At 64.5% G+C, this 13,783-nt stretch carries 14 protein-coding genes and 1 tRNA gene; 2 read left to right on the forward strand and 13 right to left on the reverse strand.

Going from position 1 to position 13,783, the window contains the following annotated elements:
* Positions 1–197: 197 nt before the first annotated feature.
* The 8 genes from rplT to DFLDMN_RS05540 all read right to left on the reverse strand — a co-directional run bounded on the left by rplT (position 198) and on the right by DFLDMN_RS05540 (position 7,471).
* A complete protein-coding gene (gene rplT / locus DFLDMN_RS05505) occupies positions 198–554 on the reverse strand; it encodes a 50S ribosomal protein L20 (RefSeq protein WP_008650487.1) in 357 nt (118 codons plus the stop codon).
* Positions 555–581: 27 nt separating this feature from the next.
* Positions 582–779 carry a 50S ribosomal protein L35 gene (gene rpmI, locus DFLDMN_RS05510; protein ID WP_423197469.1) on the reverse strand — a complete coding sequence of 66 codons (198 nt, stop codon included), beginning with the start codon at positions 777–779 and terminating at the stop codon, positions 582–584.
* A gap of 174 nt (positions 780–953) precedes the next feature.
* The gene (gene infC / locus DFLDMN_RS05515) at positions 954–1,475 is read right to left on the reverse strand and encodes a translation initiation factor IF-3 (RefSeq protein ID WP_423198329.1); all 522 of its coding nucleotides are present in this window, start codon (positions 1,473–1,475) and stop codon (positions 954–956) included.
* Positions 1,476–1,521: 46 nt separating this feature from the next.
* On the reverse strand, positions 1,522–3,429 hold the full coding sequence (thrS, locus tag DFLDMN_RS05520) for a threonine--tRNA ligase (RefSeq protein ID WP_423197470.1): 1,908 nt from the start codon (positions 3,427–3,429) through the stop codon (positions 1,522–1,524).
* Positions 3,430–3,787: 358 nt separating this feature from the next.
* Positions 3,788–3,864, reverse strand: a tRNA-Val gene (locus tag DFLDMN_RS05525).
* A 21-nt stretch (positions 3,865–3,885) separates the two neighbouring features.
* Positions 3,886–6,156: a RelA/SpoT family protein gene (locus tag DFLDMN_RS05530; protein WP_423197471.1), complete on the reverse strand. Its 2,271-nt coding sequence runs from the start codon at positions 6,154–6,156 to the stop codon at positions 3,886–3,888.
* 16 nt (positions 6,157–6,172) lie between these two features.
* Positions 6,173–6,535 carry a RidA family protein gene (locus tag DFLDMN_RS05535; RefSeq protein ID WP_423197472.1) on the reverse strand — a complete coding sequence of 121 codons (363 nt, stop codon included), beginning with the start codon at positions 6,533–6,535 and terminating at the stop codon, positions 6,173–6,175.
* A gap of 54 nt (positions 6,536–6,589) precedes the next feature.
* Positions 6,590–7,471 (reverse strand): alpha/beta fold hydrolase, encoded by an 882-nt coding sequence (locus tag DFLDMN_RS05540; RefSeq protein WP_423197473.1) that lies wholly within the window; start codon positions 7,469–7,471, stop codon positions 6,590–6,592.
* A gap of 161 nt (positions 7,472–7,632) precedes the next feature.
* On the opposite strand from DFLDMN_RS05540, the gene DFLDMN_RS05545 reads away from it, so the two are divergent.
* Positions 7,633–8,409, forward strand: coding sequence for a 3-hydroxybutyrate dehydrogenase (locus tag DFLDMN_RS05545; RefSeq protein ID WP_423197474.1), 777 nt, complete (start codon positions 7,633–7,635; stop codon positions 8,407–8,409).
* A gap of 110 nt (positions 8,410–8,519) precedes the next feature.
* Here DFLDMN_RS05545 and DFLDMN_RS05550 read toward each other — a convergent pair whose 3' ends face one another.
* The gene (locus DFLDMN_RS05550) at positions 8,520–9,158 is read right to left on the reverse strand and encodes a CoA transferase subunit B (RefSeq protein ID WP_423197475.1); all 639 of its coding nucleotides are present in this window, start codon (positions 9,156–9,158) and stop codon (positions 8,520–8,522) included.
* 23 nt (positions 9,159–9,181) lie between these two features.
* A complete protein-coding gene (locus DFLDMN_RS05555; RefSeq protein WP_423197476.1) occupies positions 9,182–9,880 on the reverse strand; it encodes a CoA transferase subunit A in 699 nt (232 codons plus the stop codon).
* A gap of 268 nt (positions 9,881–10,148) precedes the next feature.
* Here DFLDMN_RS05555 and DFLDMN_RS05560 point away from each other — a divergent pair, with 268 nt between their 5' ends.
* A complete protein-coding gene (locus DFLDMN_RS05560) occupies positions 10,149–10,694 on the forward strand; it encodes a LuxR C-terminal-related transcriptional regulator (RefSeq protein WP_423197477.1) in 546 nt (181 codons plus the stop codon).
* Between the two features lie 22 nt (positions 10,695–10,716).
* On the opposite strand, the gene DFLDMN_RS05565 is transcribed toward DFLDMN_RS05560, so the two are convergent.
* The 3 genes from DFLDMN_RS05565 to DFLDMN_RS05575 form a co-directional block, all read right to left on the reverse strand.
* Positions 10,717–11,745, reverse strand: coding sequence for a DctP family TRAP transporter solute-binding subunit (locus tag DFLDMN_RS05565; RefSeq protein WP_423197478.1), 1,029 nt, complete (start codon positions 11,743–11,745; stop codon positions 10,717–10,719).
* A 76-nt stretch (positions 11,746–11,821) separates the two neighbouring features.
* Positions 11,822–13,126, reverse strand: coding sequence for a TRAP transporter large permease (locus DFLDMN_RS05570; protein ID WP_423197479.1), 1,305 nt, complete (start codon positions 13,124–13,126; stop codon positions 11,822–11,824).
* A complete protein-coding gene (locus DFLDMN_RS05575; RefSeq protein WP_423197480.1) occupies positions 13,123–13,770 on the reverse strand; it encodes a TRAP transporter small permease in 648 nt (215 codons plus the stop codon). The genes DFLDMN_RS05570 and DFLDMN_RS05575 overlap by 4 nt, the downstream gene beginning before the upstream one ends.
* Positions 13,771–13,783: the final 13 nt, after the last annotated feature.

Genomic DNA, 13,783 nt, shown 5'->3' on the forward strand with positions numbered 1-13,783 from the left:
ACATGACGGCAATCTTGGAAAAGTTGGCACGGCTCGCGTGCGATGTTGCATCTCGAATATCGCCTCCGTATGACCCTACGGTGACGGCATTCGACATGCTTGTCGAAATAAAAACGGGGCTCAGGAGCCCCGTTTTTATGTGACCTTACGGTCGGTGCTTGCCCAGGAACGCCGCGGGGGCGCCCCTGGAGCCGGCATCAGGCAACGGTGGCTTTCACCTGGTTGACGATGGCGGCAAAGGCAGGCTTGTCGTGAATGGCCATGTCCGACAGCACCTTGCGGTCCAGTTCAATCGAAGCCTTCTTCAGGCCGTTCATGAACACGCTGTAGGTCATGCCATGCTCGCGCGTGGCAGCGTTGATACGTGCAATCCAGAGTGCGCGGAACACGCGCTTCTTGTTGCGACGATCGCGGTATGCGTACTGGCCAGCACGCATGACCGCCTGCTTGGCGATGCGATAGACATTATTGCGACGGCCGCGGTAACCCTTGGCAGCGTCGATAACTTTCTTGTGACGGGCCCGTGCGGTGACCCCACGTTTGACTCGAGGCATGAAACTCTCCTTTCGTGTTCGTTAGGGTTACGCGTACGGCATCATCGAGCGGACCGACTTCAGGTTCGTCTCATGGACGTCCTGGGTGCCGCGCAGGTGACGCTTGTTCTTGGTGGTCTTCTTGGTCAGGATGTGACGCTTGAAGGCCTGGCCGCGCTTGAACGAGCCGTTCGGACGCGCCGTAAAGCGCTTGGACGCGCTTTTCTTGGTCTTCATCTTAGGCATGAAAAACTCCAGCTCTAATGACATGCATGCAGGTGGACGGCTGGCGCCGACACTTGTAAGACCCGCATCCACTTGTTGTTGTGCCCGCCCCATGGGCATGCCATGACGCGCGACACGTTCCGTACAAAACGACACCGGGATGCCGTGCATCCCGGTCGCCGCTTCGCACAGGAATTACTTTTTCTTCTTGGGGGCCAGCACCATCACCATCTGGCGGCCTTCCATCTTCGGCATCTGCTCGACCTGGCCAAGTTCCTCCAGATCCGACTTCAGACGCTCCAGCATGCGCGCGCCGATTTCCTGGTGGGCCATCTCACGGCCGCGGAAACGCAGCGTGATCTTGGTCTTGTCGCCCTCTTCCAGAAACCGTTTCAGGTTGCGCAGCTTGACGTTGTAGTCGCCATCATCCGTGCCAGGGCGGAATTTCACCTCCTTGACCTGGATGATCTTCTGCTTCAGCTTCGCTTCGTGCGCGCGCTTGGCTTCCTCGTACTTGAATTTGCCGTAGTCCATGATGCGGGCTACGGGCGGAGCCGCGTTGGGGGCGATCTCCACCAGATCCAAGTCCTTGTCCTCGGCCATGCGAAGCGCATCCATGAACTTGACGATGCCGAGCTGCTCGTTATCAACCCCTACCAGGCGCAACTCGGGCGCGCTGATCTCACGGTTGATGCGGTGACCTTTGTCTGTAGCGATGTTGCGTTACCTCAAGAAGACAAAAAAACAAGCCGTGCTCGACACCTCAGGCTTTGCTGGCGACATCCTGCTGCAGACGCTCAACAAACGCGGATACGGACATCACGCCGAGATCCACATTGCCACGGGCACGCACGGCCACTTGATTGGCATCCCGCTCCTTATCCCCGACCACCAGCAGGTAAGGGATCTTCTGGAGGGAGTGCTCGCGGATTTTATACGTAATTTTCTCGTTACGCAAATCCGCCTTGGCCCTAAACCCTTGTTTTTGCAAGAGTTGCACTACGTTTTCAGCATATTCCGATTGTGAATCGGCAATATTCATGACCACAACTTGATCCGGAGCCAGCCAGGCCGGCAGTGCGCCGGCGTGATTTTCCAGCAGGATGCCCAGAAAACGCTCGAACGAACCGAGGATCGCGCGGTGGAGCATGACCGGCCGCTTGCGCGAGTTGTCCTCGGCGACGTACTCGGCACCCAGGCGTTCCGGCAGCACCAGGTCCAGCTGCAGCGTACCGCACTGCCACGAGCGCCCGATCGCGTCCTTGATGTGGTATTCGACCTTGGGACCATAGAAGGCACCCTCGCCTGGCAGCTCCTCCCACTCCACGCCGCATGCGCGCAGCGCAAGGCGCAGGCCTTCCTCGGCGTGATCCCACGTCTCGTCGGATCCGGCGCGCTGCTCGGGCCGCAGCGACAACTTGACCTTCACATCCTTGAAGCCGAAGTCGTCGTAGATCGCGAACGCGAGCTCGTTGAAGGCCTTGGCCTCCTCGACGATCTGCGCCTCCGTGCAGAAAATATGCGCATCGTCCTGCACGAAGCCACGCACGCGCATCAGGCCATGCAGCGCGCCCGAAGGCTCGTTGCGATGGCAGGCGCCGAACTCGGCCAGCCGCAGTGGCAGGTCACGGTACGAACGCAGGCCATGGTTGAAGATCTGCACATGGCCCGGGCAGTTCATCGGCTTGATCGCGTAGTCGCGCTTCTCCGACTCCGTGACGAACATGTTCTCCTTGTAGTTCTGCCAGTGGCCCGACTTCTCCCACAGCGAACGGTCCATCACCTGCGGCGTGCGCACTTCCTCGTAGCCGGCGGCAGCCAGGCGCGTGCGCATGTACTGCTCGACGTTCTGCCAGACCTGCCAGCCCTTCGGGTGCCAGAACACCATGCCGGGCGCCTCCTCCTGCAGATGGAACAGGTCGAGCAGCTTGCCCAGCTTGCGGTGGTCGCGCTTCTCGGCTTCCTCGAGCATGTGCAGGTAGGCGTCCTGGTCCTCCTTCTTTGCCCAGGCCGTGCCGTAGATGCGCTGGAGCATCTCGTTGTTGGCATCGCCGCGCCAGTAGGCGCCGGCCACCTTCATCAGCTTGAAGACCTTGAGTTTGCCCGTGGACGGCACGTGCGGGCCGCGGCACAGGTCGACGAAGTTGCCTTCGCGATAGAGACCGATTTCGTCACCGGCCGGAATCGACGCGATGATTTCCGCCTTGTACTTCTCGCCCATCGATTCGAACAGGGCGACGGCTTCGTCGCGCTTCCACACCTCGCGCGTGACCTTCTCGTCCTTGCGCGCGAGCTCCGTCATCTTCTTCTCGATGGCCGCGAGATCCTCGGGCGTGAAAGGACGCTTGTAGGCGAAGTCGTAATAGAAGCCGTTGTCGATGACCGGCCCGATCGTCACCTGCGCCTCGGGATAGAGTTCCTTGACCGCATAGGCCAGCAAGTGGGCCGTCGAGTGACGAATGACATCGACGCCATCGGCATCCTTGTCCGTGACGATCGCAAGCGCGGCATCCTGATCGATGGTGAAGCTCGTGTCGACCAGCCGGCCGTCCACCTTGCCGGCAAGCGCGGCCTTGGCCAGGCCCGAACCAATGCTCTGCGCCACTTCGGCCACCGTGACGGGGCCGGGAAACTCGCGACGGGAACCGTCCGGCAGCGTGATTGCGATCATCTTGCACCTCTCGAGAAATCCGGCGGCGGGGCCTCGCGCCGACACGGCCGGATCAAACAGCATGTTTGTGGCGCCGGACCGCGCAGATATCGATTCCCGCGTGCCGGCTACGGACTATTCATGGCCGCTCCGCAACGGAGCGAAGACGGCAGCTTATCAGGCAGCTGATGAACGACAGGCGAAAAAAAACGCGGCCAAGGCCGCGTTTTTCTATCACATCCCGGATCGCTCCGGGTCGAAGGGCGTACCTCGACTACTGTCGCTGACCAGCGGTAGTAGTTCGCGGTGTCATCACCATTTGGTAGTGCCTTTCGATGTTGTGTTACTGCGTTGTACTGCTTGGGTACGACTTGTTCGTTGGTAGGCTCGATTGGACTCGAACCAACGACCCCCACCATGTCAAGGTGGTGCTCTAACCAGCTGAGCTACGAGCCTAGCGAAGCCGCAAGTATAACATCACTTTCTTTTGGCCTGCAACACCCCTTGCACGTCCGTGATCAAGGAAAGCGCGCGCTGCAGTTGCGTGGCCTCCGCGACCTCCGCCGTGAACTGCATGCGGGCCACGCCTTTGCTGGTGAGCGTCTTCACGCCGGTCACGTTGATCTTCTCGCGCGACAGTACTTCGGAGATATCGCGCAGCAGCCCCTGCCGGTCCACCGCCTCTACCTGGATATCGACCGGATAGACCGCATCGCTGCGCTTGCCCCATTCGGTCTGGATCACACGCTCGGGCGCGCGTGCCGACAACTGCAGGAACGTATGGCAATTGCGCCGATGGATCGACACACCGCGCCCGCGCGTGACAAAGCCGACGATCTCGTCGGGCGGTGCCGGCTTGCAGCAACGCGACATCTGCGTCATGAGCGAATCCACACCCACCACCAGCACGCCGCTCTTGGCGCCGCGCGCCACGCTGGTGGCACGGCTCTTCTTGGTGACCGCCTCTTCCTCGTTGAACTGCGGCTCGGCTTCGCCTTCGGGATGGCGCAGCGCGTGTTCCACATGACGCAGGCTGAACTCCTCCCGCGCCACCGCCGCAAACAGCTCGTCGGTGGTCCTGAACTGCAGGCGCGTGGCCAGGTCGTCGAGATTGACCGCAGTCTTGCCTTCGCGCTGGAGCGTCTTTTCGATCAGCGTGCGGCCCTGCGCGATGGTCTCCTGCGAGTCGAGCGCGTTGAACCACGAGCGCACCTTCTGCCGCGCCCGGGTACTGGCCAGGTAGCCGAGCTCGGCGTTGAGCCAGTCGCGCGAGGGGCCGCCCTGCTTGACCGCCACGATCTCGACGGTCTGTCCGTTCTTGAGCGGCGTGTTGAGCGGCACCATCGCGCCGTCCACGCGCGCGCCACGGCAACGATGGCCGAGATCGCTGTGCAGGTAATAGGCGAAGTCGAGCGGCGTGGCGCCCTGCGGCAGCGCCACCACGCGTGCCTGCGGCGTCAGCACGTAGATATGGTCGTCGATGGCGGCATGCTTGAGCTGCTCCCACGGCGAGTCCTCGTGCGCGACCGTATGGTCGGCATCGTCCTTCCACGCGAGCAGCTGCCGCAGCCACGCGATCTTTTCGTCGTAGCGTTCGTTGGCGGCGAAGTTGCCACCATAGCCCTTGGCACCGGCCTCCTTGTAGCGCCAGTGCGCGGCCACGCCGTACTCGGCGAAGTGGTGCATCTCCTGGGTGCGGATCTGCACCTCGAACGCGCGTCCGTCGTCGCCGATCACCACGGTATGCAGCGAGCGGTAGCCGTTGGACTTGGGTCGCGAGATATAGTCGTCGAACTCGCGCGGAATCGGCTGCCAGATATGGTGCACGATGCCAAGCACGGTATAGCAGTCCTTGATGTCGTCGACGATCACGCGGAACGCGCGCACATCGTACAGGTCGGCGAAGTCGAGCTCCTTGCCGCGCATCTTCTTCCAGATACTGTAGATATGCTTGGGCCGCCCGCTCACCTCGGCGCGAATGCCCGCGGTGGCGAGTTCCGTCTGCAGGCGCGCGATGGCCTCGGTGATATAGCTTTCGCGCTCGATGCGCTTTTCGTCGAGCAGGCGCGCGATGCGCTTGTAGGTCTCGGGCTGCTCGAAGCGGAAGGCGAGATCCTCGAGCTCCCACTTCATCTGCCAGATCCCGAGCCGGTTGGCCAGCGGCGCATAGATATCGAGCGTCTCGCGTGCCACGCCCGGCAGCGGCGCGGCCTTGGTCTGTGCCAGCCAGCGCAGCGTTTGCAGGCGGGAGGCCAGACGCACCAGCACCACACGAATATCCTGCGCAAAGGCGAGCAGCATCTTGCGCAGCGCTTCCACCTGCTCCTGGCGCGCGGCGGCCTCGGCCTTGGACGACTGGGAGGATTGCAGCGCCTGCGCGGACTGGCCGGCGTCGGTCTGCGTGACCGCGATGGCGCCGATGCGCAGCAGTTGCCGCACGCCCTTGACCAGACGCTCGACTTCCTCACCGAAGCGCGGGCCGATCTCGGCCTCGGCGCCGTCGACGAATGCCGCCACCGGGAACAGGCAGGCGGCCGCGCGCGCGGCGTCGTCGACGCGCAGGCCGTCGAGAATGCGCAGCATGCCCTCGGCATGCGACAGCACGCTCTCGCCGGTGGGCAGCCGCGCGGGCTCGCCCTGTCGCTCGGGCCCCTCGCCCTTCTCGCGCACATACGCGAGCGCGCATTCGACGAGGTGCGCGTCCGGGACGCCGGCTGTGCGCCCCGTTACGTCGGTCGACGTCACCATGTCACGGCGCTCCGCTTCAGTTCAAGGCAGCGGTCACCACCACTTCGATCAGGTAGTCGGGATTGGCCAGCCTGGCTTCCACCGTGGCACGCGGCGGCGTGTTGCCCGGTGCGACCCACTCGTCCCAGACCTCGTTCATCTCGCCGATGCGCGTAATGTCGGTCAGGAAGATCTGGCACGACAGGATGCGCGTCTTGTCGCTGCCGGCCTCCGCCAGCAGGCGGTCGATATGGCCCAGCACCTCGCGGGTCTGGCCGCGCAGGTCAGCCTTGGGATCGACCTCCGGCACCTGGCCGGCCAGGTAGACCACGCCGTTGTAGACCGCGTATTCGGAAAGGCGCTTGCCCACGTGGGCGCGCTTGAGTGCGTTGGTGCTCATGATGTATCGATGCGTAATCGGTGCCGGACCACCGGCACCGGGTAGGCGGCAACCTCAGGTGCCAAGGAAAAATTCGCGTGCCACCGCGACCTGCGCCGGATCGACAAAGGTCGGGGCGTGCCCCACGTCGGGAATCTCCACCGACGTGACCTGCTTGCCGCGTGCCGTCATCTCGGCAACGGTCTCGCGCAGCAGCAGGTCCGACTGCGCCCCCCGCACGATCAGGATCGGGCAGGTGGCGGATTCGAACTGATGCCACAGCGCGGCCTCGGCGGCCGCGGCGAGTTCGGGCGTAACCTCCTTGAACGGCACCGCCAGCGCGGGATCGTAATGGAGGCCCCACTCCATGCCCTCGGCCGATGGCAGCGGCTTGAGAATGGCGGCGTTGAGCTCGCGCCATTGTTCGGGCGTATGGCGGCCGAACGACGCGCTGATGGTCTGCAGGTAGGCCAGGCCTTCCTCGAACGTCTTGAAGCGCACCGGCAGGCCGAGATACGCGCCAATGCGCTCGAGCGCGGGTGCCGCGATCTTGGGGCCCACGTCGTTGAGCAGCAGCTTGCGCACCGGCGAGTTGGGCAGGCCCGCCAGGCTCATGCCGATCAGGCCGCCCATCGAGGTCCCGAACCAGTCCACCTGCTCGACATTGAGCCGCGCGATCAGCGTAACCATGTCCGCCATGTATTGCGGAATCACGTAGCGGCGCGGATCGGCGAGCCAGTCGGAGCGGCCACGGCCCGCCACATCGGGACAGATCACGCGGTACTCGCCCGCCAGCGCGCGCGCCACGGTATCGAAATCGCGGCCGGTGCGGGTCAGCCCGTGCGCGCACAGGAGCACGCGCGGATTGGCCGGGTCGCCCCACTCGTGATAGGCCATGCGATGCAGGCCGGCGGTGCTGATGCACTGGACAAAGCCGAGACGCGGACTGGAGGACATCTGGATTCCCTCGAAAGGCGGCTCCGCGCGGCAAAGGAATCGGGCGGAGCGGCAAATGGGCAAAGCAGGATTGTACGCCGCGACGAGTACAATGCCACAGCACATCCTACCGGCCGGGCCCGGCGTGCCCGGCTACCTCATTCCCTTCGATGGAGGCATTCATGCTCAAAGGCAAGACCGCACTGGTTACCGGCTCCACCAGTGGCATTGGACTCGGCATCGCGCAGGCCCTGGCCGCCCAAGGCGCCAATATCATCGCCAATGGCTTTGGTGACGCCGACGGCGCAAAGCAGGCGATCGCCAATGCCGGTAGCGGCATCAAGGTCGGTTACCACGGTGCCGACATGAGCAAGGCCAGCGAGATCGAGGACATGATGCGGTATGCCGACAGCGAGTTCGGCGGTGCCGACATCCTCGTCAACAACGCCGGCATCCAGTACGTCGCCAACATCGAGGACTTCCCGGTCGAGCGCTGGGACGCGATCATCGCCATCAACCTGACTTCGGCCTTCCACACCACGCGCCTGGCGCTGCCCGGCATGAAGCAGAAGAACTGGGGCCGCATCATCAACGTGGCTTCGACGCACGGACTGGTGGCCTCGGCGCAGAAGTCGGCCTACGTGGCCGCCAAGCACGGCATCGTGGGTTTCACCAAGGTCACGGCGCTGGAAACGGCGCAGACCGGCGTGACCTGCAACGCGATCTGCCCGGGCTGGGTGCTGACGCCGCTGGTGCAGAAACAAGTGGAAGCGCGCGCGGAGAAGGAGCACATCGACATCGAGCAGGCCAAGCGCGAGCTCGTGATCGAGAAACAGCCGTCGGGTCAGTTCGTCACGCCGGACGAACTCGGTGCGCTCGCGGTATTCCTGTCGAGCGACGCGGCACGCCAGGTGCGCGGCGCGATCTGGAATATGGATGGGGGTTGGGTGGCACAGTAAGTGCCGCGCCGCACGTGGCACGATACGCCACGTGCGGCTGACGACTTACCGGTTACTTCAGGGCGGTTACCTCAGGCCCGTTACTTCCAGGCCCGTTACTTCCAGGCCCGTTACTTCAGCGGCGCACCGGTCTTCGACTGGATTTCGTCGCGGGTCACCCCCGGCGCCATTTCCACCAGCTTCAGGCCCGACTCGGTCACGTCGATCACCCCCAGATCGGTGATGATGCGGTTGACCACGCCCACGCCCGTCAACGGCAGGTTGCAGTCCTTGAGGATCTTGATGTCCTCGCTGCCGTCCTTCTTCTTGGCCGTGTGTTCCATCAGCACGACCACGCGGCCGACGCCGGCCACGAGGTCCATCGCGCCGCCCATGCCCTTGACCATCTTGCCCGGAATCATCCAGTTGGCAAGATCGCCGTGCTCGCTGACCTGCATCGCGCCGAGGATGGCCAGATTGATATGGCCGCCGCGAATCATCGCGAACGAGTCGGCCGACGAGAAGATCGACGAGCCGTCCAGCGTCGTCACGGTCTGCTTGCCGGCATTGATCATGTCGGCGTCCACTTCGTCCTCGGTCGGAAACGGGCCGATGCCCAGCAGGCCGTTCTCGGACTGCAGCCATACCTCCATGCCCTGCGGCACATGGTTGGCCACCAGCGTCGGCAGGCCGATGCCGAGGTTCACATAGAAACCGTCCTCGAGTTCGCGGGCCGCGCGCGCGGCCATTTCGTCACGTGTCCATGCCATGATGTTTCTCCTTGATTGCAGGGTTACTTGGCACGCACGGTGCGCTGCTCGATGCGTTTCTCGGGATGGGCGTTCAGCACCAGGCGCTGCACGAAGATGCCCGGCAGGTGCACGTCATCGGGATCGATCTCGCCGGTCTCGACGATCTGCTCGACCTCGGCCACGGTGATCTTGCCCGCCATGGCACACATCGGGTTGAAGTTGCGCGCGGTGCGGCGGAACACGAGGTTGCCGGCCTTGTCGGCCTTGTCGGCCTTGACCAGCGCCACGTCGGCCGTCAATGACTGTTCCATGACGTATTGCTGGCCATTGAACTCGCGCACTTCCTTGCCTTCGGCCACGATGGTGCCGACACCGGTCTTGGTGAAGAACGCCGGAATGCCGGCGCCGCCGGCGCGCAGCTTCTCGGCCAGCGTGCCCTGTGGCGTGAACTCGAGCTCGAGTTCGCCGGCCAGGTACTGGCGCTCGAACTCCTTGTTTTCGCCGACGTACGACGAAATCATCTTCTTGATCTGCCGCGTGGCCAGCAGCAGGCCGAGGCCGAAACCGTCGACGCCCGCGTTGTTGGAGATGCAGGTCAGCTGCTTGGCACCGCTGTCGCGCAGCGCGGCGATCAGGGCTTCCGGGATGCCGCACAGGCCGAAACCGCCCACGGCGATCGTCTGGCCGTCACGGACGACGCCCGCGAGCGCCTCCGCGGCGCTGGCGTAGACCTTGTTCATGCTTTGCTCCTTGTTCCTCGGTGTTCGGGGTGATTCGATTCCCTCGGGTTGCGTGCCCTGCTCGGGTTGCCTGCCCTTCCGCGTCGGCGCCACGGGAATGAGTGGCGACGACGCCGGGAAATTGTAACGGTACAATCCGCGCTGTGGTGACCGTCGTTTCGCAATCCACGCGGCCATCGTTTCGTAACCGGTGCGACAGGATACGACAGGGCGTACCCGCTACGCCATTACGTAAAAGTACATAAGGGACAAGACTACCCAGGGGACCATGCCAGCCATCGATTACCAGACTGCCTTCCAGCTGGCGCCGGTCGGTCTCGTGCTGTCGCGCGAGCGCATGATCGAGGACTGCAACGACGAGGTCTGCCGCATCTTCGGCACCACGCGGGCCGCCCTCATCGGCGAGTCGTTCCAGGTGCTATACCCCAGCGCGGACGAATTCGAGCGCACGGGCGCGCGTATCGTGCCGATCATGAACACCCGGGGGATGTATTCGGACGAGCGCATCATGAAACGCGCGGGTGGCGAGCTGTTCTGGTGCCACGTCACGGGGCGCGCACTGGACCGGCGGCAGCCGCTCGGCGCGGGCATCTGGACCTTCGAGGACCTGTCGCAGAAACGTCCGGTAACGGCGGAGCTGACGGCACGCGAACGCGATATCGCGGCGCAGCTGGTGGAAGGCAGGACCAGCAAGGAGATCGGCAAGCTGCTGGCAATCAGCCCGCGCACGGTCGATATCTACCGTGCGCGGCTGATGAAGAAGTATGGCGCGCACACTTCGGTGGACCTGGTGCAGCGGCTGGTAAGCCGCTGACAGGTTGCGGCCGGCGGCCGGATCAGCGCTTGGCGATCGAGGTTTCGGCCTGGGTCACGAGGTCGGCGCCGATCTGCTTCTTCCACTTGTCGTAGACCTTGGCCGTGGCCTTGCGGAAGGCGTCGCGCTCGGCCGGCGTGAGCTGCGTCACCTTGACGCCGTGCTGCTCCATGTCCTTCCAGGCCGGTGCGCCGGCGTCGATCAGGCCCTTGCGCGCGAGTTCGACTTCCTGCTTGCCGGCGTCGATGGCGGCCTGCTTCACGATGTCGCGGTCGGCCGGCGTCCAGCTTTCCCAGATCTGCTTGTTGACCACGAAGATCAGCGGGTCGGCCACATAGCCCCACGTGGTGACGTACTTCTGGCCCACGGTGTAGAGCTTGGCGGCGGCGAAGATCGACTGCGGATTTTCCTGGCCGTCGACCGCGCCCGAGGCCATGGCGGGCTGTGCGTCGGCCCAGCTCATCTGCGTCGGGTTGGCGCCGAGCGCGTTGAAGGTCTCGATGTACAGCGGCGAGCCGACCACACGCAACTTGAGGCCCTTCATGTCTTCCGGCTTGCGGATCTCATGCTTGGAATTGGAGACCTCGCGGAAGCCGTTCTCGCCCCAGGCCAGCGGTACCACGCCGGCCTTCTCCAGCGTCGTGAAGATATGCTTGCCGACCGGGCCCTGCGTGAGCGCGTCGATGGCCTTGTAATCGGGCATCAGGAACGGCAGCGAGAACAGGTTCAGTTCCCTGACCTGCGGCGACCAGTTGATGGTCGAGCCGACCGCCATGTCGATCACGCCCTGGCGGATCGCGGAGAACTCGCGGGTCTGGTCGCCGCCCACGAGCGAGGTGCCCGGATACAGCTTGATGTTGATGCGGCCGTTGGTGCGCTGGCGCACGAGGTCCGCCCAGATCTCGCCGCCCTTGCCCCACGGGAAGGCCGTGCCCACCACGAGGGACATCTTGTATTCGGACTTGTAGGTCTGGGCCATGGCGCCAGCGGGGGCGAGCGCCGCGGCGGCGATCGTGGCGGCAACGGACAGCATCAGGGCACGGCGTTTCATACAACTCTCCTGGTTGGGAATCGATGGGTCTGGTTATGCGAAGCGTGAAGCGAATCGTGAAGCGAACCGGCGGGCGTCAGTAACCGAGACGGTCGGGCAGCCACGTGGCGAGCGGCGGATAGGCCAAGACCATCAGCATGGCGATAAACATCGCCAGCAGCATCCAGATCACCCACGGCACGGTTTCCTCCATGCGTACGCGGGCAATCCGGCACGACACCATGAGATTCACCGCCAGCGGCGGCGTGAACTGGCCGAGCGCGACCTTGAGCGTGAGTACCACGCCGAACCAGACCGGGTTCCAGTGGAACGCGTTGGCGATCGGCAGCAGCAGCGGCACGAAGATCAGGAAGATCGAGATGCCGTCGAGGAACATGCCTACCGTCATCAGCAGCAGCACGATCAGCGCCAGCACGCCATACTCGCCGAGGCCGGAGCTGGCGATCGCGTTGGCGAGCGGGTCGATCACGCCGAGCGTCGACAGCGCATAGGCGAAGATGCCCGCCAGCGCCACCACGAGCAGGATCACGGCCGACGTTTCCGCGGCTTCCTGGAAGATCACGAACAGGTCGCGCAGGCCGATCGAGCGATAGATCACCATGCCGACGAACAGGCCGTAGACCACCGCCACCACGGCGGCCTCGGTCGGCGTGAACCAGCCCGCGCGCATGCCGCCCAGAATCAGGAACGGCGCCACCAGGCCCCACGCGGCTTCGCGCAGGCTCTTCCAGAACGGCGGACGCGGCAGCGCGGCTTCCACCGCGCCCATGTTGTGCTTGCGCGCGAGCCAGACCGCCGGCACGATCAGCGCCACGCCAGCCAGGATGCCCGGCACCATGCCCGCCGCAAACAGCGCCGGCACCGACGCGCCCGGCACCAGCACGCTGTAGATGATGAACGCCACCGACGGCGGGATCAGGATGTCGGTGGCGGCGGCGGCGCCGACCACCGAGGCGCTGTACGCGGCGGGATAGCCCGCGCGCGACATCGCCGCGATCATCACGCCGCCGACCGCGGCCGCGTTGGCCGGGCCCGAGCCGGAGATGCCGCCCAGGAACATGGCGACCAGAATGGCGACCAGCGGCAGCATGCCGGGGCCGCGCCCCACGATCGCGATGGCAAACGTGACCAGCCGCTGCGCCACGCCGGAACGATCGAAGATCGACCCCACCAGCACGAACATCGGAATCGCCAGCAGCGGATACTTGGCCAGGCCCGCGTAGAAGTTCTGCGGCACCGCCAGCAGGCCGAACATCTGGGTATCGAGGTTGGACAGCGCGATCGCCACCACGCCACCGAGGCCGAGCGACACGCCGATCGGCGCGCCCAGCAGCATCAGCAGGATAAAGACCGCGAACAGGATAATGGCGACCAGCGTCATCGTGCCTGCCCTCCCCGCCCGTCCGCGGCATTTCCGTCGCCGCCGCCGGCCTCGTGCCGCCGGCTTGATTCGCGGAGTGCGCGCAGATTGCGCAGCGCGAGCCCGAGCGCGCGCAGCACGATGGCGATCGACAGCACCGGCAGCCAGACCGAGTACCACCAGCTCGGCACGCCAATACCCGGCGAGGTTTCGCCAAACGTATATTCGTCCCAGGTCACGCGCGCGCCGAGTACGGCCAGCGCGAGGAACATGACCGCCACCGCGACCGCCGACAGGATCGCGAGCCGGCGCCGGCGCGCCGCGCTGCCGCGCTCGAAGAAGAACTCGATGCGGATATTGCGATCGCGCGCCACCGCGGCACTGCCGGCCACGAGCGCGAGCACGATCATCAGGAAGACCGAAAATTCCTCGGTCCAGGCGAACGATTCGTCGGTGAAGTAGCGGACGATCACATTGGCGAAGGTAATGCCGACCAGCAATACCATCACGATCACGCCAATCCAGTCCTCGATACGCGGGGACACGCGGAATTCGCTGTCCTTCGCTTCGTCGACCGCCTCGGCAATGACCGCGGAATCGACGACGTGCTGCGGGGCAGCTTGTGGCGGCATGGCGTCGCGCCGTGCCTGCTCCTCTTGATCCATCTACCCGGCCTCC

This window comes from Cupriavidus sp. H19C3 (assembly GCF_049393815.1).
Classification (GTDB): domain Bacteria; phylum Pseudomonadota; class Gammaproteobacteria; order Burkholderiales; family Burkholderiaceae; genus Cupriavidus.

Excerpts from the sequence above, each read along its gene's own strand:
- rplT (WP_008650487.1), bottom strand. The coding sequence starts at position 554 with ATGCCTCGAGTCAAACGTGGGGTCACCGCACGGGCCCGTCACAAGAAA.
- rpmI (WP_423197469.1), bottom strand. The coding sequence starts at position 779 with ATGCCTAAGATGAAGACCAAGAAAAGCGCGTCCAAGCGCTTTACGGCG.
- thrS (WP_423197470.1), bottom strand. The coding sequence starts at position 3,429 with ATGATCGCAATCACGCTGCCGGACGGTTCCCGTCGCGAGTTTCCCGGC.
- DFLDMN_RS05530 (WP_423197471.1), bottom strand. The coding sequence starts at position 6,156 with ATGGTGACGTCGACCGACGTAACGGGGCGCACAGCCGGCGTCCCGGAC.
- DFLDMN_RS05535 (WP_423197472.1), bottom strand. The coding sequence starts at position 6,535 with ATGAGCACCAACGCACTCAAGCGCGCCCACGTGGGCAAGCGCCTTTCC.
- DFLDMN_RS05540 (WP_423197473.1), bottom strand. The coding sequence starts at position 7,471 with ATGTCCTCCAGTCCGCGTCTCGGCTTTGTCCAGTGCATCAGCACCGCC.
- DFLDMN_RS05545 (WP_423197474.1), top strand. The coding sequence starts at position 7,633 with ATGCTCAAAGGCAAGACCGCACTGGTTACCGGCTCCACCAGTGGCATT.
- DFLDMN_RS05550 (WP_423197475.1), bottom strand. The coding sequence starts at position 9,158 with ATGGCATGGACACGTGACGAAATGGCCGCGCGCGCGGCCCGCGAACTC.
- DFLDMN_RS05555 (WP_423197476.1), bottom strand. The coding sequence starts at position 9,880 with ATGAACAAGGTCTACGCCAGCGCCGCGGAGGCGCTCGCGGGCGTCGTC.
- DFLDMN_RS05560 (WP_423197477.1), top strand. The coding sequence starts at position 10,149 with ATGCCAGCCATCGATTACCAGACTGCCTTCCAGCTGGCGCCGGTCGGT.
- DFLDMN_RS05565 (WP_423197478.1), bottom strand. The coding sequence starts at position 11,745 with ATGAAACGCCGTGCCCTGATGCTGTCCGTTGCCGCCACGATCGCCGCC.
- DFLDMN_RS05570 (WP_423197479.1), bottom strand. The coding sequence starts at position 13,126 with ATGACGCTGGTCGCCATTATCCTGTTCGCGGTCTTTATCCTGCTGATG.
- DFLDMN_RS05575 (WP_423197480.1), bottom strand. The coding sequence starts at position 13,770 with ATGGATCAAGAGGAGCAGGCACGGCGCGACGCCATGCCGCCACAAGCT.